Genomic DNA, 22682 nt, shown 5'->3' on the forward strand with positions numbered 1-22682 from the left:
CTGGTGTCAGCCCTTCATCGCCACGGCCGGCGGCGCGGACTCGTCCCCGGTCAGCGCCTTCTGGGCGGTGGCCGTGAACGCGGTGCCGCTGCCGGACAGCTTGGCCTGGAACATCGGCTGGAGCAGCGCGTGGTCCTCGGCGCGGATGGTCATCTTGCCCTTGACCCCGTCGAAGCTCCAGCCCTCCAGCGCCTTCACCATCTTCTCGACGTCGTCGCCGCCCTCCTCGATGGCCCGTACGACCATCTGCGCGGCGGCGAAGCCGTCCGGGTGGAACAGGTCGACGGTGCCGACCTTGGCCTTCAGCGCCTTCACGGCCTCGTTGTCGGAGGCCCCGTCGAAGTAGTGCGACAGGAAGGAGATCTTGCTGCCGGCGGCGCCGAAGGTCGGCCACGAGGCGCGGATGTCCAGGCCGGTGACGACCGTGGTGGAGGAGAGCACGCCCTGCTGGTCGAGCGTCTGCCACATGGCGGGGGCGGTGGTGCCGGCCCAGGCGACGAAGAGCAGGTCCGGCTTGGCGGACTTGATCTGGCTGGCGAACGGGGTGAACTCGGTGGCGCTGGCCGGCGCCCGGACGCTGCTGACGGCCGCGCCCGCGCCGCCGATGACGGCCTTCACGGCCGCCTCGTTGGCGTCGCCGAAGGCGCCGTCCTGGGCGAAGACCACGACCTTCTTGCCGGCCGGGTCGCCGATGAACGACTTGGCGGTGACCACGTCCTGGTACGACTGCCGCCCGGAACGGAACGTGTACTTGTTGGCGCCGGTCACCGCGTCGGTGGCGGCGGGCCCGGAGATGAAGAGGACCTTGTTCTGGGCGGCGATCGGGGCGACCTGGAGGGCCACGCCGGAGGCCGTCGAGCCCGCGATGATCTTGTTGCCCTTGCCGATCAGGTCCTTGGCCGCGGAGACCGCCTTCGCCGGGTCACCCGCGTCGTCGACCTCGGTGACCTCGACGGCCCGGTCGCCCACCTTGTTGGTGCCCTTGGTGGCGAAGTCGAGGCCGGCCTTGAATCCCTCGATGTACTGCTTGCCGTAGCTGGCGAGGGCTCCCGACTGGGAGTAGACCAGGCCAACCTTCACCGGGGCGGCGCTGTCGCCGCCACCGGAGGCGGTGTCCTGCGGGCTGCCACAGGCCGTGGCGGCGAGCGCCGCGGCCATCATCGTGGCGGCGGAGAGGAACACCCGCCGCGTCGTCCGGACCGTCATTGCGACTCCACGTGAGGACTCGGAGGTAGGGAACTCATATGACGGCTCACGCTAGAAGTGACGTCACCCACGGGCTATGTGGCCGAAACACACAAGTAACAGGGGTGGGGTGGTCGGGGGTTACAACGATCCCGACGCGGTGGCGATCCCACCCGTCCGCGATGGGCGCCCGCCCCATCGACGGAAGTGATGCTGTGTCGCTCCGCGCCACCGATACCCACACCGGGCCGGTCGGGACCGTCGAGATCTTGGTAGGAAAGTGCCCCTTGAGGGGCCGTTTCCCACCAAGATCTGCGGCGTTGCCGCTTGGAAGGAACAGGCCGGGCTTGCCGGAGGCGGCATCGTCTCCGGCAAGCCCGCGCAGGTAGGTCAGCGGCGGGCTAGGGCCTCGCGGGCGGCGACGGCGGTGTCCGGGTGGTCGGTGAAGACGCCGTCGAGGCCGAGGGCGAGGAACAGCTCGTACTCGGCCTGGATGTCGCCGCGAGCGTTGGGGTCGGCGCCGATGCGCAGGTCGGTCGGCAGGAACTGGTTCTCGGCCCGGAACGTCCAGGCGTGCACGATCAGCCGCTCGCGGTGCGCGTCCCGCACCAGGGTGGTCGGGGCGAGCAGCCGGCCGGTGGCGTCCCGAGGGACGACCAGGTTCTTGTTGGCACCGACGCCGTCGGCGTACGAGGCGATCCACTTCAGGCCGGCCGGCTTCGCCAGGTCCTGGTAGGTGCGGGCGTCGCCGGTGACGGTGAAGTCGTAAGGGCGGCCCGAGGCGTCGAGGAGCTGCGCGAGCCGGACGTCGGTCATCTTGTCGAGCTTGCGCAGGTTGGCCGTCTCGAACGACTGGATGATGACCGGCGAGTTGCGGCGGGTCAGCCCGTTGCGCCGCAGCACCTCGACCAGCGGCTCCTCCAGCGGCAGCCCGATGGACGCGAAGTAGCTGGGGTGTTTGGTCTCCGGATAGACGCCGATCGTCCGGCCCCGCGCCCGCCCCTCGCTCCGGGCCAGGTCGACGACCTCCTGGAGGGTGGGCACCTGGAACCGGCCGTCGAAGGCGGTGTTGGTGACACGCACCTTGGGCAGCCGCTCCTTGGCCCGCAGGGTCCGCAGCTCCGCGAGGGTGAAGTCCTCGGTGAACCAGCCGGTGACCGCAACGCCGTCGATGGTCTTCGTGGCCCGGCGCGCGGCGAACTCGGGGCGGGCGGCCACGTCGGTCGTACCGCTGATCTCGTTCTCGTGCCGCGCGACCAGCGCGCCGTCGCGGGTGGCGACCAGGTCCGGCTCGATGTAGTCCGCGCCCTGCCGGATCGCCAACCGGTAGGCCTCCAGGGTGTGCTCGGGCCGGTAGCCGCTGGCGCCCCGGTGACCGATCACGAGCGGCCGGTCCGCCGCCCGGGCACGCTCGGCGGCGGGTGCCGGGGCGGCCGAGGCCGTCAGCGTCGGCGCGGCCACGGCCGCCGCGAGCAGGGCGCCGGCCAGGCCGAGGGCGGAAAGGGTACGTCGCAACGCAGTCTCCTTGTCGTCGAGGGATCCGCCTCAGCAGACAGGCCGGCGTTGACGGCGAGTTGGTCGGTGCCTGGCCGGCGGATGAACCCTCGGGATGCCGGTTTCCACACCCGATCCGCAGCGGAAAAGGAAGATTGTCTGGTGCGCCGGCTTCTTCGTCACCCCGTGCGGCTCGTGCCGCTCGGCTTCCTGGTGACGATCCTGGTCGGCACCGGACTGCTGATGCTGCCCTGGGCCACCAGCGAGTACCGGCACACCCCGTTCCTGACCGCCCTCTTCACCGCCACCTCGGCGGTCTCGGTGACCGGATTGGCGGTGGTCGACACACCGAACTACTGGAACGGGTTCGGGCTCGTGATGATCACCGTGCTCACCCAGGTCGGCGGCCTCGGCATCGTGACCGGTGCGACCCTGGTGATCCTCGTGGTGGCCCGGCGGCTGGGGCTGCGCAGCCGGCTGCTGGTGCAGGCCGAGACCGCCGAGTTCGGCATCGGCGACGTACGCCGGCTGCTGCTGCACATCGCCGGCCTCGCGCTGACCTGCGAGGCGGTCATCACCGCGATCCTGACCGCCCGGCTGTGGATCACCTACGACTACCCGTTCGGCCGGGCCCTCTGGGACAGCGTCTTCCACGCCGTCCAGGCGTTCAACAACGGCGGCTTCGCCCTCTACACCGACAGCCTGGTCGCCTTCTCCACCGACGCCTGGGTCACCCTGCCGCTGACCCTCGGCACGATCGTCGGTGGGCTGGGCTTCCCGGCGCTCTTCGAGGCGGCGCGGGAGTGGCGGCACCCCACCCGGTGGGCGGTCGCCACCAAGCTGACCGTCTGGGGCAGCCTGACACTGCTGGCTGTGGGCTTCACCGCCCTGCTGACCATCGAGTGGGCCAACCCGCGCACCCTGGGCATCTACACCTGGTGGGACAAGCTCCTGGTGGCGTTCGCCCAGAACTCGTACTTCCGCACGGGCGGTTTCAACGTCCTGGACATGGGCGGCCTGGAGGAGGAGAGCTACCCCCTCGTCATCGCGCTGATGTTCATCGGCGGCGGCAGCGCCAGCACGGCCGGCGGGATCAAGGTGACGACCTTCTTCCTGCTCGCCTTCGTGATATGGGCGGAACTGCGGGGAGAGCCGGACGTGACGGTCGGGAAACGCCGGGTGGCCACCGCCAGCCAGCGGCAGGCCATCACCGTCGCCCTGCTCAGCGTCGCGCTGGTGGCCTGCGGCACGGTACTGCTGATCTTCCTCACCGAGGGAGTCCCCTACTACGCGGCGCTGTTCGAGGTGACCTCGGCGCTCACCACCACCGGCCTCAGCGTCGGGGTCGCCGCGTCGCTGCCGGAGAACGGCCAGCTCACCCTGATCATTCTCATGTTCGTCGGCCGGATCGGGCCGCTGACCCTCGGGTCGGCGCTCGCCCTGAACACCCGCCGGCGGCTGTACCGCTACCCGGAGGAGCAACCCATTGTCGGCTAGGAGGACGGACGAGGGCAGTGTCGTGGTGATCGGACTGGGCCGGTTCGGGTGTCACCTGTCCGGCGCACTGGCCGCGATGAACCACGAGGTGCTGGCCATCGATCGCAACCCGGAGCAGGTGCAGCGGTGGTCGGCGCAGCTCGACCGCGTCGTGCAGGCCGACTCCACCGAGGAGGGGTCGCTGCGCCAGCTCGGCGTGGCGGACTTCGGCCGGGCGGTGGTCGCCATCGGCGCCTCGTTGGAGGCGAGCGTGCTGACGGTGCTGGCGCTGGTCGAGTTGGGCGTACCGCAGATCTGGGCGCGGGCCACCTCGACGAAGCACGCCAAGATCCTGGACTCGGTCGGCGCGCACCACGTGATCTTTCCCGAGGCGGAGACCGGGGAGCGGCTGGCCCACCTCATCGTCAGCAGGATGCTCGACTTCATCGAGTTCGGCGACGACTTCGCCATCGCCAAGGTGTGCGCCCCGGAGGCGGTGCTCGGCCGGCCGCTCTCGGAACTGACGCCCACCGGGCGCTACGGGGTGCGCGTGGTGGGCGTGAAGCTGCCCGGGGAACGCTTCCGGTACGCCACCGACGCCACCGTGATCGCCCCGGGCAGCATGCTGATCGTCGAGGGGGACATCGAGCAGGTGCAACGGTTCTCGGAGTTCAGCTGACCCCGGCGGGCTCAGTCGTCGTCGTCGTCCTCGTCGTCGTCCTCGTCGTGGTCATCGTCATCGTCCCTTTCCGTGTCCCTTTTCCTTTCCGTTTCCTGGCTTACTTTTTTTCCGCCACCCGCCTTGCCCTTGCCGGAGTTGTCGGACTTGGCCTTCGATCCGCCGGAACTCCCGGCCGACGTGCCGGCCTTCTTCGTCGGGGCCTTGACGGTGGGCGCCTTGGCCGGCGCCTTGGTGGGTGCCTTGGTGGGTGCCACGCTGGGCGCCGCGCCGGCCACCCCGGAGACCTGCGCGCCGCAGGTCGCGTCGCCGAGGCGGAACTCCAACGGCAGCGGGTTGGCCCCGCCGTGGCGGCCGGTCAGGGTGAGTTTCTCGGATGCGCCCGGGGCCAGCGCGGCCCGCTCCGCAGCCGGCTCCACGAGCACCGTGCGCCCCTGCTGGCGCACCGGGACGGGGGTCGCCTTCGTCACCGTCTGCTGGCTGGGGAAGGTGAAGCTGAGCCGCCAGTCGCGCAACTCGCGCATGCCGGTGTTGGTCAGGGTCAGCTCGGCGGCGAAGTCCCTGCCGGAGTCCGTGCGCAGCGCGTACGTGACCCGGCAGGGCGGCGGCGTCTCCGCCCCCATCCGCGCCTCCGTCGGCTGGTCGATGCCGCCGCTGGCGGGGCTGTGCGAGGTCACCCCCCACAGCGCCGCGGTCACCGCCACCAGCCCGGCGGCGGCCACCCCCGCCTCGATCCGCCGGCGCCGGGCCGCCGCGCGCCGGTTGCGCGTACGGGAGAACGGCAGCGCGTCGGTCGCGGCGGACCAGGGCAGGATCGTGGTGCCGGCGGCGGCCAGCGCGGCCTCGTCCACGGGCCCCGATGCGGGGGACACCGGCACCGGGGCGATCATGCCGGCGGCCTCGGCGAGCGTACGCGCGACCTCGGCGGTGGCGGGCCGGTCGCCCGGGCGCTTGGCCAGGCAGCGGCTCACGAGCTCGCGCACCTCGTCGGGCAGCCCCGGCACCGGCGGCATCGGCTCCGGCTCGTTGTACATGTGCGCACGCAGCATCTGCGTGGTGGTGCTCGCCTGCCACGGCAGCCGGCCGGTGAGCATCCGGTAGAGCAGCAGGCCGACCGCGTACACGTCGGTGGCCGGGGAGACCTGACCGTTGTCGAGCCGCTCCGGGGCGAGGTACGCGGGGGTGCCGAGCAGTGCGCCGTCCGGCCCCTTCTCCTTCTCCCCCACCAGCGCGGAGATGCCGAAGTCGACCACCTTCACGCCGGTGGCGGTCAGCATGACGTTGCCCGGGGTGACGTCGCGGTGCACCACGCCACGGGCGTGCGCGGTGGCCAGCGCCGAGGTGACCTCCGCGCCGATCGTCACCGCCTCCCGCCAGGGCAGACTGCCCCGGCGCAGCCGGCCGGTCAGCGACTCCCCGTCGACCAGCTCCATGACGACGTACGGCACGGTCAGGCCGACCTGCTCCGACTCGCCGTAGTCGTAGACGTTTGTGATGTTGGGGTGGCACAGCCGGGCGGCGGCCTGCGCCTCGATCCGGATGCGGTGCCGGAACGCGCGGTCGGCGGCCAGCCGCGACGCGAGCACCTTGACCGCCACCTGCCGGCCCAGCACCTCGTCGTAGCCGCGCCAGACCACGGACATGCCGCCCGCCCCCAGCTGTTCGATCAGCCGGTACCGCTCGCCCAGCAGTTGTGCGCCGTCCCGGATCGGTCCACCCATGAGGGTCGTTGTTGCCCCGGACCGCCCCGGCTACACCTGAAGGGTCGGAATCGGTCAGCGATTCACCCGTTCAGGCGGTGGCGAGGAGCTGGTCCACGGGCGCGTAGTCGTCGGTCAGCACCAGCGCCTCGCCGACGAACGCGGTGAGGTCCGCGCCCGCCAGCAGGCTGGCGTCCTCGCGCACCTCGGCCAGCCGGGCGCGGACCGCCTCCAGCGGCAGCGGGGCGTCGGAGGCGACGATGAGGAAGTTCGAGCCCTCCTGGCCGGCGAGCGCCGCCGCCGGGGCGATCAGGGCGACGTGCCGGAACTCGGCGGCGACGGTGGCCAGCTCGCTGCGGATGAAGCGCAGCGGCGGGTAGTCGATGACGTTCTGCACGTAGACGCCGCCCGGGCGGGTCACCCGGCGGACCTCGGCGGCCATCTCCCGGGTGGCGAGGTGCCAGGGCACCACCAGGTGCCCGAACGCGTCGCCGACCACGAGGTCGCGGCTGTCGGTGGCCTCCCCCGCGACGAGCAGCCGGGCGTCACCCACCACCGCCCGCAGGTCGGGACCCTGGCGTACGCCGAGCTGCCGCTCGCCCAGCTCCACCAGCCCGCCGTCGATCTCGAACACGACGTTGTCCGTGCCCGGACGGGTGGCGGTCAGGTAGCGGGGCACGGTGAACCCGCCTCCGCCCAGGTGCAGCGCGTCGAGCCGCTGCCCCTTCGGGGCGACCACGTCGGCCACCGCCCCGATCCACCGGGTGTACGCGTACTCCAGGTGCGTGGGGTCGGCGAGGTCCACGTACGAGTGCTGGGCCGAGTTGAGCAGCAGGGTGCGGCCGGAGTCCCGGCCGGGATCGACCTCCACGCTGGCGCAGTGGTAGGCGGTCTCGATGTCGCACGGGTTCGGGGCGACGGTGGTCAGCCCGGCGCCGACGAGGCCGAGCACCGCCAGGGCGGCCCTGGCGCGGGCGGGGCCGGGCAGCTCCGCGCGGTCCTGGCGACGCAGCCACACCCCGAGGGCGAGCCCGGTGAGCCCGAGCGAGGCCGCGAGGGCGAACAGGATGACCGTGCTGGACAGCGCGGCCACCAGCACGAAACCGGTGACCAGGGTGGCCGTGACCGCGCCCAGCGTGCCCACGCTGGAGAGCCGGCCGACCACCTGGCCGGTGCGCCGCAGGTCGGCGAGCTGGAGCTTGACGACCAGCGGGGTGACGGCGGCGAGCAGGGCCGCCGGCACGAAGACGGCGAGCGCGACGAGCAGCAGGATGGCCGAGGCCGCCCCGCCGCGCAGCACCTCACCGGCGTACCGGACGACGGGCAGGGTGACGGCCGTGGCGATGCCGGCCAGCACCAGCGCCGGGGCCAGCATCGCCCTCGGGTTGCGGCGGTCGGCCAGCCAGCCGCCCGTCCACGCGCCGTAGGCGATGGCGGCCAGGGCGATGCCGATGACCGAGCTGGTCACCTGGAGGGTCACCCCGACGTACGGCCCGACCAGCCGCAGCGCGGCGGTCTCCAGCACCAGGACGGCGCCGCTGGAGAAGAAGACCAGGAACGCGGCGAGGCCGTTGGGCAGGGCCCGGGCGGTCGAGGCCGCCGGAGTGGCGGGCGGGACCGTGACGTCGGAGGATGGGGAGCTCACCCGCGCGATGGTACGCAGGAAAACTGGACCCCCGGGTCAGTACATCGAGAGATGAACATGGTTCGTGTGGTCGGCGGCGGGGCTGCCGCTGCCGCCGTACGCCCGCCAGCCGGTGCCGGGGTGCCAGATCTGCCGGTACCAGATCACGTAGAGCACGCCCAGCCGGCTGGCGTTGCGCACGTGCCAGGCGGCGAGGCTGTCCCCGTACGACTTGTCCCCGCCGGTGGCGGTCTTGTCCTCGAACCCGCCGGTGGCGGCCGAGAAGTCGCAGGCCCGGCCCTTGGGGTGCTCGCCGGAGCCGCCGCTGCGATAGCAGGAGACGTGCCGCTTGTAGCCCGCGGCCTGGGTCTGCTTGAGGGCGTTGAGCGTGCGCGGGGTGATGCAGCCGGAGGTGGTCGGGTCGTTCACCGAGCAGGACTCCGACGGCCAGGACCCGTCCGAGTTGCGGGGGGCCGGCTTCGCCGAGGTGGAGTTGCCGCCGCTGAAGCCGCCGCTGCTGCCCGAGCTGACCTCGGCGAGCGCCGCCTCGGCCTCCTTCTTCTTCTTCGCCATCACGGCGAGCTGCTTCTGCTGCTCCCGGACCTCGGTGTCGATGGCGATCTTGGCCTGCTGCGCCTGCTCCCGCGCCTCGATCAGGCTGCGCAGCCGCCTGCTGTCGCGCTGTGCCATCAGGTCGAGGCTGGCCGCCCGCTCCAGGAACGCCTCCGGGGAGGCGCTGTTGAGCAGCATCGACGTGGGCGTCAGCCGGCCCAGCCGGTAGGACTGGGCGGCCACCTCGCCGACCTGGGCGGTCAGCTCGACCAGCCGGACCTCCACCGCGCCCAGCTGCACGGCCAGCCGCTTCTGCCGGACCTTGGAGTTCTCCAGCTTCCCCTTGGCCTCGATGTGCGCCTTGGCGGTGGTTTCCAGGGCGTCCCGGAGCTTCTTGGTGCCGCCCTCGTTGGGCTCCGCGTACGCCGGCACGGCGCCCACGCCGAAGAGCAGCGTGACGGCGACGAGCAGGGCGGTCAGCGGACGGCGGGCACGCCGCCCGGCCGACAGGGCGGTCAGCGGGCGGCCGTGACGCCCGACGGGCATGGTCCTGCGCACGAAAGCATCCTTCCGTCGGCCGCCGGCCCCGGATGACAACACGGCGCGGCGGCGGCCCCCGCCGGGCGCCGGTCGGCGGCCTGCTGGCGGAGACCGGCGGTCAGGATACCGGACGGAGCACGCCGGGCCAGGCCCACGAACGCCCGGACCGTCGAACGTCCACGCAGGGTCGCAACGGCGTCACGCGCCGTCGAGCAGAGCCTCGCGCACGCCCACCCAGACCTGCTCGCTCGCGGCGACCAGGAGGCCGTGGCCGTCGTCCCCCGGGCGGTAGTCGGTGCCGTCGAAGCGCCGGGCGACCCCGCCCGCCGCCCGGACCAGCAGGGCACCCGGCGCGTGGTCCCACGGCAGGGTGCGCCAGAAGAGCACGAAGTCCTGGTCCCCGGTCAGCACGTCCAGGTATTCCCGGCCGGCGCAGTGCTGGCCGGGCAGCATCTCGCCCAGCCGCGCGCCGCCCGCCTCGACCAGCGCGCGCGGCGCGGCCGGCAGGGCGTGCGACATCGCGGCGCCGCGCACCGCGTCGAGCGCGGGCGCCCGGTCGCCGGTACGCACCGGCCGGCCGTCGAGCCAGGTGCCCTCGCCGGCCCGCGCGGCGGCCAGCGTCCCGGCGAGCGGATCGAGCACCCACGCGGCGACGGGATCCCCGTCGTTCAGCAGCGCCACCATCAGCGCGAACGGCTGACGGCCGGCGGCGAAGTTCGAGGTGCCGTCGACCGGGTCGACGAGCCACACGTCGCCGGAGCCGCGCAGGTGCTCCAGCAGGCCCGGGTCGTCGGCGACCGCCTCCTCGCCCACCACCACCGAGCCGGGACGCAGCCGGCGCAGGGCCGCCGAGATCACCTCCTCGGCGCGGCGGTCGGCGACGGTGACGAGGTCGCCCGGCGCCTTCTCGCTCACGTCGGCGTCGTCGAGCTTGCGGAACAGCGGAAGCACGACCTGGTCGGCGGTCTCGCGCAGCAGACCACCGACGTCGTCGAGCAGGGTGTCAGCCACGCGGCGGCAGCTTCACCACGCTGACGAAGAACTCGTCGATCTGCCGGACCACCGAGATGAAGCGCTCGAAGTCCACCGGCTTCGTCACGTACGCGTTGGCGTGCAGCTGGTAGCTGCGCAGGATGTCCTCGTCGGCCTGGGAGGTCGTCAGCACCACCACCGGGATCCGGCAGAGCTGCTCGTCCTTCTTGATCTCCTCCAGCACCTCCCGGCCGTCGCGGCGGGGCAGGTTCAGGTCGAGCAGGATCAGGTCCGGCTGCACCACGTCGGCGTACTGGCCCTCCCGCCGCAGGTAGGCGAGCGCCTCGGCGCCGTCGGAGACGACGGTCAGCCGGTTGCGGAGCTTGTGCTCCTCGAACGCCTCCTGGGTCATCAACACGTCACCCGGATCGTCCTCGACCAGCAGGACCTCGATCGGGCTCTTGCCGTCCGCCGGCGCGGTCATCCCACCGTCTCCCTCATGTCTCCCGTTCTACCGCCTTCCGGTGCCCGGCCGGGCCCGTCCGTGGTCTCCGTCTCGTCGGCGCGCCGGTCGGCCTGCGCCGGGGCACCGCCCGTGCCGGCCCCGGCGGCAGACTCGTCGCCGTCCCCGGCCACGCCGTCCCCGGTCGCCGGCTCGGCTGCCGACGCGGTGGCCGCCTCGACGTCCTCGGGGAGCGCCGGGAGGGTGAAGCGGATCGCCGTGCCCTCCTCGACGCCCGTGTCCACCCAGACCCGACCGCCGTGGTACTCCACGATCTTCTTGACGATCGCCAGCCCGATCCCGGTGCCCGGGTACGCGTCCTTGGCGTGCAGCCGCTGGAAGATGACGAAGATCTTGTCGGCGAACTCCGGCTCGATCCCGATGCCGTTGTCCTGGCAGCTGATCTCCCACTCGTCGCCCACGAGACGGGCCGAGACGTGCACCTTCGGAGGCACGTCGGGGCGGCGGAACTTGACCGAGTTGCTGACCAGGTTGGCCAGCAGGTTCGTCAACAGCGGCTCCTCGCCGCGGATGACGGGCAGCTCGCCCCAGGTCAGCTCCGCGTCGGCGTACTGCCGGGCCGCCTCGGTCTGGCCGGCCACGTCGCCCATGACCTTGTTCATGTCGACCTCGGTGAAGCCGGTGGTGAGCCGGCCGATCCGGGAGAAGGCGAGCAGGTCGTTGATCAGGCGCTGCATCCGCTGCGCGCCGTCGACCGCGAACGCGATGTACTGGTCGGCCCGCTCGTCCAACTGCCCCGCGTAGCGGCGCTGGAGAAGCTGGCAGAAGCTGGCCACCTTGCGCAGCGGCTCCTGGAGGTCGTGCGACGCGACGTACGCGAACTGCTCCAGGTCACGGTTGGAGCGGGTGAGTTCCTCGGCCTGCTTCTGGAGCTGGCTGTTGACCCACTCGATCCGCTCCCGGGCCTCCCGTACCTCGGCCAGGTCCTTGGCGATCTTGCGCCGCATGGCGTCCACGTCCTCGGCGAGCCGAAGGAACTCGGGCGGGCCGGCGCCGGCGATGCCGTGCTGGTAGTCGCCCTCGGCCACCTCGCGGACCTGGTCGGCGAGGCCGGTCAGCGGGCGGATCACCATCTTGTCCAGGGAGACCAGCAGCATGCTGCCGGCGATGATCACCACCGCGAGGGCGGCGATCAGCAGGACGACCAGCAGGTTGCTCGTCCGCAGGACGTCCTCGGCACTGCGCTGCCGGGCCTCGAAGATCTCCTGCTGGAGGTGGTCGACTGCGCCGCGTACCTCGTCGAACTGCTCCCGCGCCTGGTCGGTGATGAGCGCCTGCCCCGCGGTCGTGCCGTTCTGCTGCGTCGTGGTGACCACCGGCACCGCCACCGCCTGGCGCCACGCCTCGGCCCGTTCCTCGACAAGCCGGATCTCGTCCCGGAGCTCCGGGTAGTCGTCGACCAGCCGCTGCATCGAGGCGACCAGGTCCTGCTCGCGCTTGCGGCCCGCCTCGTACGGCGTCAGGTCGGCCGGGTTGCCGCTGACCGCGTAGCCGCGGACCGCCGTCTCCTGGTCCAGCAACGCGTTCAGCAGCTCCTGCGCCTGCACCCGCAGCGGGCCGGTCTTGTTCAGGATCGCGTCGATGTGCGTCCGGTTCTTCGCCGCCAGCGCCACCTCGCCGCCGGCCAGCCCGATCAGCAGGACCGCGACGACGGTGAGCAGCGTGACGACCCGCCGGCGCAGGGTCCAGTCGCCGACGCGCGTCACCGGCCACCGCCACGGCTGACGAGGAGCATGGCGACGTCGTCGGCGAACGGACCGCCGTTGAGCTGCTCGGCGCGCCCGACCAGCCAGGCCGGCAGCTCCGGCAGCGGCACGGCGAGGGTCGCCGGATCGGCGAGCAGACCGCTGAGGCCCGGCACGTCGAGGCGCTCGTCGCCCTCGCCGATCCGGCCCTCGATGAGGCCGTCGGTGTACATCAACAGGGACCAGTCATCGGTGTCGAACTCCAGGTCGTAGGCCACGGGCCGGCGGGGTCGTACGCCGAGCAGCAGGCCGCCCGGTGCCGGAACCGGCACCACCTTGCCCCCGGCGAGCAGCAGCGGCGGCGGGTGCCCGGCCAGCCGGACGGTGGCCCGGTTGGCGTCGAGGTCCAGCCGCACGGTCGCGACGGTCGCGAAGATCTCCTGGAGCCGGCGCTCGCTCATCAGCACCTGTTCCAGCGCCGGGAGCACCTCGTCGTCGGGCACACCGGCGAGGATCAGCGCCCGCCAGGCGACCCGGAGCTCGACGCCGAGCGCCGCCTCGTCCACGCCGTGCCCGCAGACGTCGCCGACGATCAGGTCGAGCCGGTCGGGCCGGGTCTGCACCACGTCGTAGAAGTCACCGCCGATCAGGGCGGCGTGCCGGCCGGGCCGGTAGAAGGTGTGCACCGCGACCACGTCGGTGGTCATCAGCGGCTGGGGCAGCAGGCCCCGTTCGAGGCGGGCGGACTCGGCCTGGCGCAGCTCGACCTCGCGCAGCCGCCGGGCGTTCTCGTCGGCCCGCTTGCGCTCCACCGCGTAGCGCAGCGCCCGGGTCAGCAGCACGCCGTCGACCTGACCCTTGACCAGGTAGTCCTGGGCGCCCTCGGCGACGGCGACGATGCCGAGGTGCTCGTCGGAGCGGCCGGTCAGCACGCAGACGGCGGCGCCGCTGGCCATCTCGAGCACCTGACGCAGCCCGTCGAGGCCCTGCGCGTCGGGCAGGCCCAGGTCGAGCAGGACGCAGTCGACGCCCATCACGCGCTGCCGGGCCTCGCTGAGGCTGGTCGCCACCAGCAGGTCGATCATCGAGTTGGTCTCGGCGAGCAGCTCACCGACCAGGAAGGCGTCGCCCTCGTCGTCCTCCACCAGCAGCACCCGCAGCCGCTCGCCGGGAGGCAGGTTGGGATGACGTCCCATGCCGCCGTGCGGGTACGGCGCGACGGAGGAACCGGCCAGGCCGGTTCCCCGGTGCGGCCGGGTCACCGCCGCGAGACGCGGGAGATCGCTGGTGATGTCGGGCTCCTTCCGAGTGCCCTGCTGATCCTGTATTAGACAACGTTCGCACACAACACGACGGGCTCCGCATGCGCGGGCATGGGTCGGATCACTGTGCGGCGAGGGGCAAAGCGGGCGTCCGCGCTCCCCCCACCCACACCGGGAGTCCCGCTGGCGGTCGCCGGGGTGCAGGATGGTGCCCACCTGAGACCCGTCCCGAGGAGACCCCGTGGGCGCACCCCCCACCCGCCCCGCCGACCGCGCGCTGGCCCGGCCCCGTCGCCGGCTGGCCGCCGCCGCGGCGGCGCTCGCCGCGCTCGTCGCCGTCGGCGCCGGCACCCTGCTCGACCTGCGCACCCCCGCGCCGCGCCCGGCCGACGCGCCGCCGGGCGAGTTCAGCGCCGCCCGGGCGTACGAGCACGTCGAGGTCGTCGCCGCGCGGACGCACGTGGCGGGCAGCCCCGCCAACGACCAGGTCCGCGCCCACGTCGAGGGGGTGCTGCGCGGCCTCGGCCTGGAGACCGAGGTGCAGGACACCGTCGCGCCCGAGGCCGGCCAGCTCAGCGGGGCGGCCGGCGGGGCCACCCTGGCCCGGGTCCGCAACGTGGTGGCCCGGCTGCCGGGCACCGATCCCACCGGCAAGGTCTTCCTCGTCTCGCACTACGACTCGGTGCAGTCCGGGCCGGGCGGCAACGACGACGCCGCCGGCACCTCGGCCATCCTGGAGGTGGCCCGCGCCCTGGCCGCCGGCCCCCGGCCGCGCAACGACGTCGTCTTCGTGCTCACCGACGCCGAGGAGGCGTGCCTGTGCGGGGCGGCGGCGTTCGCGTCCAGCCACCCGCTGGCCGCCGGCGGCGGCGTGGTGCTCAACCTGGAGGCGCGCGGCTCGACCGGCCCGGTGATCATGTTCGAGACGTCGCGGGACAACGCCGCCCTGGTGGACGCCTTCGGCCGGGCCGCCCCGCACCCCGTGGGCACCTCGTTCGCGGTGGAGATCTACCGCGCGCTGCCCAACGACACCGACTTCACGGCGTTCCTCGACAACGACTTCGTCGGGCTGAACTCGGCGTACATCGACGGCGGAGCGATCTACCACACTCCCCTGGACACTCCCGCCGCCATGGACCGGGCCAGCCTCCAGCACCACGGCGACAACGCCCTCGGCCTGGCCCGCGAGTTCGGCCGCGTCGACCTGACCGCGCTGGAATCCGGGCACGACGCCACCTACTTCCCCGTCCCGGGCGGGCTGGTCCGCTACTCCGGCTGGCTGGTGCTGCCCCTGGCGCTGCTCGCGCTCGCCGCCGTGGCGGCCCTCGGCTGGCTCACCCTGCGGCGGGGCCGCACCACCGGGGGCCGGCTCGCCGCCGGGTTCGGGCTGGCGCTGCTGCCGCTCGTGCTCGCCCCGCTCGCCGCGCAGCTGCTCTGGGCGGCGATCACCGCGCTGCGGCCCGGCTACGCCGAGCTGCTGGACCCGTACCGGCCCACCTGGTACCGGCTGGCCGTGGTGGCGCTCGCCGCCGCCGTCCTGTTCACCTGGTACGCGCTGACCCGCCGCCGGGTCGGCCCGGCCGCGCTCGCCGTCGGCGGGCTGGGCTGGCTGGCCGTGCTCGGGGTGCTGCTCGCCGTGCTGGTGCCCGGCGGGGCGTACCTGGTCACCCTCCCGGCCCTGGCCGGCGCGCTGGCCGGGCTGGTCGCGCTGAGCGTGCGGATCGACGGCCCGTGGCCGGTGGTCGCGACGACCCTGGCCGCCGCGGTGGCCGTGGTGATCCTGCTGCCCACCGTCGTCCTGCTCTTCCCGGCGCTCGGCATGGCCATGGGCGGGGTCGCGGCGCTGGTCGCGGTGCTGCTCGGCCTCGCCGCGCTGCCAGTCGTCGACCTGCTGCACCCGCAGGCCGGCGGGCAGCGCGGACTGCTGGCCGTGCGCGCGCGCCGACTCGGCGCGCTGCCGGCCGCCGCCACCACGCTGGCGGCCGTGGTACTCGCCGGGGTCGGGCTCGCCGTCGACCGCTTCGACGCCGCGCACCCCGCGCCCACCCACCTGATGTACGCCCTCGACGCCGGCACCGGCCAGGCCCGCTGGCTCAGCCACGAGGAGGACCCCCAGCCCTGGACCGACGGCTACGTCGACGGGGTGACCGAGGTCGCCGACTTCCCCGGCCTGGGCGACGCCGAGCTGCGCGCCGGCCCGGCGCAGGCGGCGGACCTGCCCGCCCCCAAGCTGGAGGTGCTCGCCGACACCACCGCCGGCACCGAGCGCACGCTGCGCCTGCGGCTCGTCCCGCAACGCCAGGTCCGGCTGACCACCCTGCACGTCGACGCGGCGACGGCGACGGTGCTGCGGGCGGAGGTGGCCGGCCGGGCGGTGCCGGTGGAGGCCCGGGAGGGCCGCTGGGGCTTCGGCCTGGTCTTCCACGCCCCGCCGCCGGAGGGGATCGAGGTGACGCTCACCGTGACGCCGAAGGCGGGGCAGGTGGCGCTGCGCGCGATGGACGCCAGCGACGGGCTGGACGCGCTGCCCGGCTTCCGGCCCCGCCCGCCGGGCGTGGGGGTGGTGGGCTCGCACAGCTCGGAGATGCTGGCCGTGGCCCGCACCTACCCGCTGTAGGTCGCCGCGGGCCCGCGCCGCCACGCCAGCAGCCGGCGGTACGCCGCCACGCCGTCGGGCACCCACTCCCACTCGGTGAGCCGCCGGTCCAGCTCCTCCTCGGTGAGGAAGGCGTGCCACGCGACCTCGGTGGCCTGCGGGTGCACCGGCACGTCGCAGCGGACCTCGTAGACGGCCGACCACCAGGTGTGCTCCGGCGTCTCGTAGAGGAAGCTGAACAGCGGCGTCGGATCGGGCAGCCCCGACACGCCCAGCTCCTCCTCCGCCTCGCGCCGCGCCGCCTCGTCGTACGACTCGCCCGCCCCGACCACCCCGCCGACGAACATGTCGTACAGCGACGGGAAGACCAGCTTCCGCTCGGTGCGTCGGTGCACGAAGATCTCGCCGGCCGCGTTACGCACCAGGACGAACGCGCAGCGGTGCCGGAGCCGACGGGCGTACGCGTCGCCCCGCCGGGCCTGCCCCACCACCCGGTCGTGCTCGTCCACAATGTCCAGCAGCTCGTCCGTCGAGAGCGGCGCGTCGTCGACCATGGCGGCGCTACTTCCAGCGGAAGTGGACGAAGAGGCGGCCGAAGTTCTTCGAGTCCTTCTCGACGCGGTGGTAGAGCTGCTTGACGTCCTTCTGGTCGAGAAAGCGCAGCACCCGCTTCTTGAGCTGGCCGGAGCCCTTGCCGGGGATGATCTCCACCAGGGTGGCCTTCTTCGCCACGGCCTCGTCCATGATCCCGCGCAGGGCCCGGTCGATGTCCTGGCCCTTGTTGAAGATGTCGTGCAGGTCCAGCTTCAGCTTCACCGCGCACCCGCCGCCAGCTCACGTCCCATGACGCCGATGGTAGGCGTCCCGCGGCGCCCGTGACGAGCACGAGGGCGGGGCAGCCCGGTGGAGCTGCCCCGCCCCCGTCCGCCGTCAGCGGGTGCCCTCGACCCGGGTCTGCACCCGGTCCAGGGCGGTGCGGTAGTCGTCGTTGCCGGTGTGCATGGCCGCCGCGATGCGCAGGTGCCGCAGCGCGTCGGCGGGCCGGTTGAGCCGCTCCAGCGTGCGGCCCAGCACGTGGTGGGCGTAGTGGTCGGCGGGGTCCCGGTCGATCAGCTCCCGCAGCTGCGCCTCGGCCCGGTTGAGCTGGGCCGACTGGAAGTACGCGCGGGCGAGCAGCTGGCGTACCGAGGCGTTGCCGGGCTCGGCCTCGACGATCGGCTCGAGCAGCCGGGCCGCCCCGGTCGGGTCACCGGCCTCGAAGAACATGGTCGCCCGCCGGTACTCGGCCAGAAGGTCCATCCGACCCACCCCCTCGTGTCGCGCCACTGTCCCGACGCTGGCACAACATCAGCCGTACCGCGACTGTTCCCGGGGGCCGGGAACCGCGCGGGCCGGGTCAGGTGGGGGCGCCGTGCCGGCCGGCGGCCAGCTCCCAGGCGCGTACGCCGCCGACGATGCCTGCGGTGTTGGGCACCACCACCACGTCGTCGCCCATCCGCACGAGCTGCTCGGGGCGGATCAGCCGGGAGTTGCCGCCGCCCAGGTAGAGCCGGTCCCAGCGGAACACCGGGCGCAGCCCGTCCACGACCTGGCGGATGCGGCGGGACCAGAACGCGTCCCCGAGCCGGCGCCGCTCCGGCTCGCCCACGTACGTGTCGTAGGTGGTGTTCCAGCGCACCGGCGCGTGGGACAGCTCCAGGTGCGGGGCGAGCACCCCGCCGTCGAAGAGCGCGCTGCCCAGCCCGGTGCCGAGGGTCAGCACCAGCTCGCAGCCGGTCCCGGCGACCACGCCGGCGCCGTGCACCTCGGCGTCGTTGAGCACCAGCGCGGGCACCCCGAACGCCTCGGCGAGCGCGGTCCGCGCGTCGTACCCGGACCACTGGGCGACCAGGCCCGGGTCGACCTTCGACCGGGGGCCGGAGCGGGTCACGTAGTGCGGGGTGGCGACCACCACCCCGTGCCGGATCATGCCCGGCAGGCCGACGGTGAGCCGGTCCGCCGTGGGCAGCCGGCCGGCGAGGTCCAGCAGCGTCTTCACGAAGAGCGCCGGCGGCAGGGGGTACGGCGTGGGCACCCGCAGCGGCCGGGCGCGCATCGTGCCCGCCTCGTCCAGCACGGATGCCTTGATCCCGCCGCCGCCACAGTCGATCGCCAGTGTGGTCACCACCCGAGCAGTGTGCCGCGTACCTCCGGGGGCGCGAAGCAAGGGTGGGCGATCGGGGCGGATAGGGTCGGGGGTTGATGAGCGCGACGATGATCGTCAAGGGGCTGGCCGCGGGGCACGGGGACCGGGCACTGTTCGCCGGGCTGGACCTGGTGGTCGCACCGGGGGACGTGGTGGGGCTGGTCGGGCCGAACGGGGCCGGCAAGTCGACGCTGCTGCGTACCCTCGCCGGACTGCTGCCGGTGGAGGCCGGCAGCGTGGCGCTCAGCCCGCCCACGGCGAGCGTCGGGCACCTGCCGCAGGAGCCCGAGCGGCGGCCCGGCGAGACCGTGCGGGACTTCCTGGCCAGGCGCACCGGCGTCACCGCCGCGCAGGCCGCGTTGGACGCGGCGACGGCCGCGCTCACCGACGGCGCGCCCGGCGCCGACGACGCCTACGCCGAGTCCCTGGAGCGCTGGCTCGCCCTCGGCGGGGCGGACCTGGAGGAACGGGCCGAGCAGGTGGCCGCCGAGCTGGGGCTCACGGTCGACCTGGAGCACCCGATGACCGGCCTCTCCGGCGGTCAGGCGGCCCGGGCCGGGCTGGCCTCGCTGCTGCTCAGCCGCTACGACGTGTTCCTGCTCGACGAGCCGACCAACGACCTGGATCTGGCCGGCCTGGAGCGGCTGGAGGAGTTCGTCACGGGGCTGCGCGCCGGCACGGTGCTGGTCAGCCACGACCGGGAGTTCCTCGCCCGCACGGTCACCCGGGTGCTGGAGCTGGACCTGCACCAGCAGCAGGTCCGGCACTACGGCGGCGGCTACGCGGGCTACCTGGAGGAGCGCGAGGTCGCCCGCCGGCACGCGCGTGAGGAGTACGAGGAGTACGCCGACACCCGGGCCGGCCTGGAGGCGCGCGCCCGCACCCAGCGGGCCTGGATGGAGAAGGGCGTGAAGAACGCCCGCCGCAAGGCCACCGACAACGACAAGATCGGCCGCAAGTTCCGCGCCGAGTCGACCGAGAAGCAGGCGGCCAAGGCCAAGCAGACCGAGCGCCTGATCGAGCGGCTGGAGGTGGTCGAGGAGCCGCGCAAGGAGTGGGAGCTGCGGATGGAGATCGCCGCCGCGCCCCGCGCCGGTGCCGTCGTGGCCTCGCTGCGCGACGCCGTCGTACGCCGGGGCGGCTTCACCCTCGGCCCGGTGACCCTCCAGATCGACTGGGCCGACAAGGTGGCGGTGACCGGGGCGAACGGCTCCGGCAAGTCCACCCTGCTCGCCGCCCTGCTGGGCCGGCTCCCCCTCGACTCCGGGCACGCCGCGCTCGGCCCGGGCGTGGTGGTCGGCGAGGTGGACCAGGCCCGGGGACTGTTCCTCGGCGACGTGCCGCTGATCGACGCGTTCGGCGCCGCCGTACCGCAGCTGTCGCCGGCGGACGCGCGCACGCTGCTGGCCAAGTTCGGCCTGCGCGCGGGGCACGTGCTGCGGCCGGCGGCGACCCTGTCGCCGGGCGAGCGGACCCGGGCGGCGCTGGCCCTGCTCCAGGGGCGCGGGGTGAACCTGCTGGTGCTGGACGAACCGACGAACCACCTGGACCTGCCCGCCATCGAGCAGCTGGAGTCCGCGCTGGCCAGCTACCCGGGCACGCTGCTGCTGGTCACCCACGACCGGCGGATGCTCGACGCCGTGACCACGAACCGGCGGCTGCGGGTGGCCGCCGGAAGGATCGCCGAGGATTGATCCGTGCCGACCCGCTCGCGGCGGGTGAGAATGACCCCATGCTCAAGTGGGAGTACGCGCTGCTGGTCCGCCGCCGCCAGGCGGCCACCACCGACATCGGCTGGGAGATCGTCTTCGTCTGGTACGGCCCCGACGGTTCCATGGTCGACGTGACGCCCTACGGCGACACCGCGCTGGCCCACCTGAACCGGGCCGGTGACCAGGGCTGGGAGCTGGTCGCGATGAGCGAGGACCCGTCCATGCCCGGCAACAGCGAGCTGCACCGCTACCACCTCAAGCGGCCCAAGGCGGCCGCCCCGCCGCCCCGGCAGCGGATGCGCGGCGGCGGACGCCCCCGGCGGACGATCGGCGGCTGACGCCGGCCGGAATCGCGCGGCCGACGGCTGACGCCGGCCGGGATCGCGGCGCGCCGGATTGGCGGCGCAGAGCGGGCATGACGGGCGGGGATCCGGGTATCGGCCGGCGGGAGGTGGCCCGGATGGTCGCGCTGGCACAGAACCCGCCCTCGGCCGAGCGGCTGCGGGCGGTCGACGGATTCCTCACCGAGGCCTGGGTCGACCAGGCCCGGCACGACGACCGGCTGCGCGACCTCGCGGTCGAGGTGCGCTTCGACCGGGGGGTGGCCCACCTCAGCGGCGAGGTCGCCGGGCAGGACGAGCTGCGCCTGGTCCGGGACCGGGTCGGCCGGCTCGCCGGGGTGCTCGGCGTCTGGTGCCGGGTACGCGTCGGCGGGCGCGACCCGGTGGTGGTCGACCTGGGCTGCGGCGCCACCAAGCAGTGGCCGGGCAACCTGGGGCTGGACATCTTCCCGGCGCCGGGGGTGGACGCGGTGGCGGACCTCTCCGGCTCGCTGCCGCTGGCCGACGACTCGGTGGACGTCTTCTTCGCGGTGCACATCCTGGAGCACCTGATCGACTTCCTGCCGCTGGTCGACGAGTGCCACCGGGCGCTCCGGCCGGGTGGCGTGCTGCACGTGATGAGCCCGTGGTGGCGGCACGTGAACGCCGTCGCCGACCCGACCCACGTCCGGCTGCTCGACGTACAGACGGTCAAGGGCGTCTGCCTCCAGCGCCCGCCGGGCACCCCGCGCTGGTATCCCCTGCACGTCGGCTGCGACGGCGCCTCGATCTTCGCCGACCTCACCCCGCTGCCCCCGGACGCGGACGGGCCCACCCCCGCCCATCTGGCCCGCTTCTTCGACTGACCCCACCCACCCTGCCCCACGCACCCTGCCCCACCTGCCCCACCTGCCCCGTCGATCATGAGCTTGACGGCGATCTTGATCTCCAGAACCGCCGTCAACCTCATGATCACCGAGGTGGGGCCGGGGGCGGCGGGGGGCCGGGGGCGGCGGGGGGCCGGGGGCTGCGGGGGGCCGGGGGTCAGCGGCCCAGGGTGCTCTCGCGGGGGGCCAGGCGCCAGGGGGCGGAGAGCTCCCTCGGCGGGGCGGTGCGGTCGCCGTCGATCCGGCCGGCGAGCAGTTCCACCGCCAGCCGGGCGATGCGCTCCTTGTCCGGTGCGATGGTGCTCAGGGTGGGCACGGAGAAGCGGCCGTCCTCGATGTCGTCGAACCCGGCCACCGCCACGTCCTCGGGGACGCGCAGGCCCGCCTCGTGCAGGGCGCGCAGGACACCCAGGGCGAGGGTGTCGTTGAAGCAGAAGACCGCGTCGGGGCGTACGCCGGAGGTCAGCAGGCCGCGCATCGCGGCGGCGCCGTCCGCGCGGTGCCAGGCCGTCGCGGGCGCCACCAGCCGCTCGTCGTACGGGAGGCCGGCGTCGGCGAGCGCGGCGGTGTAGCCGGCGAGCCGCAGCCGGGCGCTGGCCCCCTCGGGGGTGCGCTGCGAGCCGATGGCGGCGATCCGGCGTCGACCGAGGCCGGCCAGGTGGGCGGTGATCTCCCGGGCGGCGCCCACGTTGTCGATCCCGACGTGGTCGGCGGGACCGTGGTCGACCCGCTCGCCGAGCAGCACCATCGGCGTGCCGGCCAGCCCGGTGAGTTCCTCGGCGGTGAGCGCCAGCGGGCTGAAGATCAGCCCGTCGATCAGGTGCTCGGTGATGCCCGAGGCGGCCACCCGCTCCTGCTCCCGACCGCCGCCGGTCTGGTCGATCAGCACCGTCCAGCCCAGCTCGGCCGCGGCCGCGACGACGTGCCGGGCCAGCTCGGCGAAGTAGGGGATGTCCAGTTCGGGGACCGCGAACGCGATGATCCCGGTGCGCCCCTTGCGGAGGTTGCGCGCGGAGAGGTTGGGCCGGTAGTTCAGCTCGGCGATGGCCTCCTCGACCCGGGCCCGGGTGTCGGGCCGGACGTGCACGTAGCCGTTGACCACGTTGGAGACGGTCTTCACCGACACGCCGGCGCGCTCCGCCACGTCCTTCAGCCTGTGCCGCACCACGTCGCCCTCCCCCATGGCGCGCACTTTACCGCGTGGACGGCTCTTTACAACGTTGCTTACAACGTTGTACAAACCAGGAGCACCAGGTGACCACGGTCACCCGGGACCGGCAACGAGGAAAG

Annotated in this window: 20 protein-coding genes; 6 read left to right on the forward strand and 14 right to left on the reverse strand. The window is 73.5% G+C overall.

Annotated features, from left to right (window positions below):
- Positions 1-6: 6 nt before the first annotated feature.
- Positions 7-1206: a substrate-binding domain-containing protein gene (locus ACN27A_RS18305; RefSeq protein WP_132230839.1), complete on the reverse strand. Its 1200-nt coding sequence runs from the start codon at positions 1204-1206 to the stop codon at positions 7-9.
- Between the two features lie 369 nt (positions 1207-1575).
- Positions 1576-2700: a glycerophosphodiester phosphodiesterase gene (locus ACN27A_RS18310; protein WP_421454991.1), complete on the reverse strand. Its 1125-nt coding sequence runs from the start codon at positions 2698-2700 to the stop codon at positions 1576-1578.
- Between the two features lie 141 nt (positions 2701-2841).
- Here ACN27A_RS18310 and ACN27A_RS18315 point away from each other — a divergent pair, with 141 nt between their 5' ends.
- Together ACN27A_RS18315 and ACN27A_RS18320 are read left to right on the forward strand one after the other, a co-directional pair.
- Positions 2842-4176 (forward strand): TrkH family potassium uptake protein, encoded by a 1335-nt coding sequence (locus ACN27A_RS18315; RefSeq protein WP_421454994.1) that lies wholly within the window; start codon positions 2842-2844, stop codon positions 4174-4176.
- Positions 4166-4834, forward strand: a complete 669-nt coding sequence (locus ACN27A_RS18320) for a potassium channel family protein (RefSeq protein WP_421454997.1) — start codon at positions 4166-4168, stop codon at positions 4832-4834. The genes ACN27A_RS18315 and ACN27A_RS18320 overlap by 11 nt, the downstream gene beginning before the upstream one ends.
- 11 nt (positions 4835-4845) lie before the next feature.
- Here ACN27A_RS18320 and ACN27A_RS18325 read toward each other — a convergent pair whose 3' ends face one another.
- The 7 genes from ACN27A_RS18325 to ACN27A_RS18355 form a co-directional block, all read right to left on the reverse strand.
- Positions 4846-6555 (reverse strand): serine/threonine-protein kinase, encoded by a 1710-nt coding sequence (locus tag ACN27A_RS18325; protein WP_421455000.1) that lies wholly within the window; start codon positions 6553-6555, stop codon positions 4846-4848.
- A 70-nt stretch (positions 6556-6625) separates the two neighbouring features.
- Positions 6626-8179, reverse strand: a complete 1554-nt coding sequence (locus ACN27A_RS18330; RefSeq protein WP_421455003.1) for a fused MFS/spermidine synthase — start codon at positions 8177-8179, stop codon at positions 6626-6628.
- Positions 8180-8215: 36 nt separating this feature from the next.
- Positions 8216-9256, reverse strand: coding sequence for a coiled-coil domain-containing protein (locus ACN27A_RS18335; RefSeq protein WP_421458516.1), 1041 nt, complete (start codon positions 9254-9256; stop codon positions 8216-8218).
- A 192-nt stretch (positions 9257-9448) separates the two neighbouring features.
- Positions 9449-10261 carry an inositol monophosphatase family protein gene (locus tag ACN27A_RS18340; RefSeq protein ID WP_421455005.1) on the reverse strand — a complete coding sequence of 271 codons (813 nt, stop codon included), beginning with the start codon at positions 10259-10261 and terminating at the stop codon, positions 9449-9451.
- Positions 10254-10706, reverse strand: coding sequence for a response regulator (locus ACN27A_RS18345; RefSeq protein ID WP_311413128.1), 453 nt, complete (start codon positions 10704-10706; stop codon positions 10254-10256). The genes ACN27A_RS18340 and ACN27A_RS18345 overlap by 8 nt, the downstream gene beginning before the upstream one ends.
- Positions 10703-12451 (reverse strand): sensor histidine kinase, encoded by a 1749-nt coding sequence (locus tag ACN27A_RS18350; RefSeq protein ID WP_421455009.1) that lies wholly within the window; start codon positions 12449-12451, stop codon positions 10703-10705. The genes ACN27A_RS18345 and ACN27A_RS18350 overlap by 4 nt, the downstream gene beginning before the upstream one ends.
- Positions 12448-13626: a PP2C family protein-serine/threonine phosphatase gene (locus tag ACN27A_RS18355; RefSeq protein ID WP_421455012.1), complete on the reverse strand. Its 1179-nt coding sequence runs from the start codon at positions 13624-13626 to the stop codon at positions 12448-12450. Before ACN27A_RS18355 ends, ACN27A_RS18350 begins: the two co-directional genes overlap by 4 nt.
- A 307-nt stretch (positions 13627-13933) precedes the next feature.
- Here ACN27A_RS18355 and ACN27A_RS18360 point away from each other — a divergent pair, with 307 nt between their 5' ends.
- Positions 13934-16309 carry a M28 family peptidase gene (locus tag ACN27A_RS18360; protein ID WP_421455015.1) on the forward strand — a complete coding sequence of 792 codons (2376 nt, stop codon included), beginning with the start codon at positions 13934-13936 and terminating at the stop codon, positions 16307-16309.
- On the opposite strand, the gene ACN27A_RS18365 is transcribed toward ACN27A_RS18360, so the two are convergent.
- From ACN27A_RS18365 to ACN27A_RS18380, 4 genes are all read right to left on the reverse strand, one after another.
- Complete coding sequence (locus ACN27A_RS18365; RefSeq protein ID WP_421455018.1) at positions 16297-16842, reverse strand: NUDIX hydrolase; 546 nt, start codon at positions 16840-16842, stop codon at positions 16297-16299. The genes ACN27A_RS18360 and ACN27A_RS18365 overlap by 13 nt on opposite strands.
- Positions 16843-16849: 7 nt before the next feature.
- Entirely contained in the window at positions 16850-17104 is a 255-nt protein-coding gene (locus ACN27A_RS18370) for a Smr/MutS family protein (RefSeq protein ID WP_088987488.1), read from the reverse strand.
- Between the two features lie 114 nt (positions 17105-17218).
- Positions 17219-17587 (reverse strand): tetratricopeptide repeat protein, encoded by a 369-nt coding sequence (locus ACN27A_RS18375; protein WP_421455022.1) that lies wholly within the window; start codon positions 17585-17587, stop codon positions 17219-17221.
- A 97-nt stretch (positions 17588-17684) separates the two neighbouring features.
- A complete protein-coding gene (locus ACN27A_RS18380; protein ID WP_132230825.1) occupies positions 17685-18455 on the reverse strand; it encodes an ROK family protein in 771 nt (256 codons plus the stop codon).
- A gap of 74 nt (positions 18456-18529) precedes the next feature.
- On the opposite strand from ACN27A_RS18380, the gene ACN27A_RS18385 reads away from it, so the two are divergent.
- The 3 genes from ACN27A_RS18385 to ACN27A_RS18395 all read left to right on the forward strand — a co-directional run bounded on the left by ACN27A_RS18385 (position 18530) and on the right by ACN27A_RS18395 (position 21371).
- Positions 18530-20167, forward strand: a complete 1638-nt coding sequence (locus ACN27A_RS18385; protein ID WP_421455025.1) for an ABC-F family ATP-binding cassette domain-containing protein — start codon at positions 18530-18532, stop codon at positions 20165-20167.
- A gap of 38 nt (positions 20168-20205) precedes the next feature.
- On the forward strand, positions 20206-20523 hold the full coding sequence (locus ACN27A_RS18390) for a hypothetical protein (protein ID WP_357579586.1): 318 nt from the start codon (positions 20206-20208) through the stop codon (positions 20521-20523).
- Between the two features lie 122 nt (positions 20524-20645).
- Positions 20646-21371, forward strand: coding sequence for a methyltransferase domain-containing protein (locus ACN27A_RS18395; RefSeq protein ID WP_421455028.1), 726 nt, complete (start codon positions 20646-20648; stop codon positions 21369-21371).
- Positions 21372-21549: 178 nt separating this feature from the next.
- On the opposite strand, the gene ACN27A_RS18400 is transcribed toward ACN27A_RS18395, so the two are convergent.
- Positions 21550-22557 carry a LacI family DNA-binding transcriptional regulator gene (locus ACN27A_RS18400; RefSeq protein ID WP_421458517.1) on the reverse strand — a complete coding sequence of 336 codons (1008 nt, stop codon included), beginning with the start codon at positions 22555-22557 and terminating at the stop codon, positions 21550-21552.
- Positions 22558-22682: the final 125 nt, after the last annotated feature.

This window comes from Micromonospora sp. WMMD737 (assembly GCF_049179055.1).
In the GTDB taxonomy this organism is placed as follows: Bacteria; Actinomycetota; Actinomycetes; order Mycobacteriales; family Micromonosporaceae; genus Micromonospora; species Micromonospora reichwaldensis.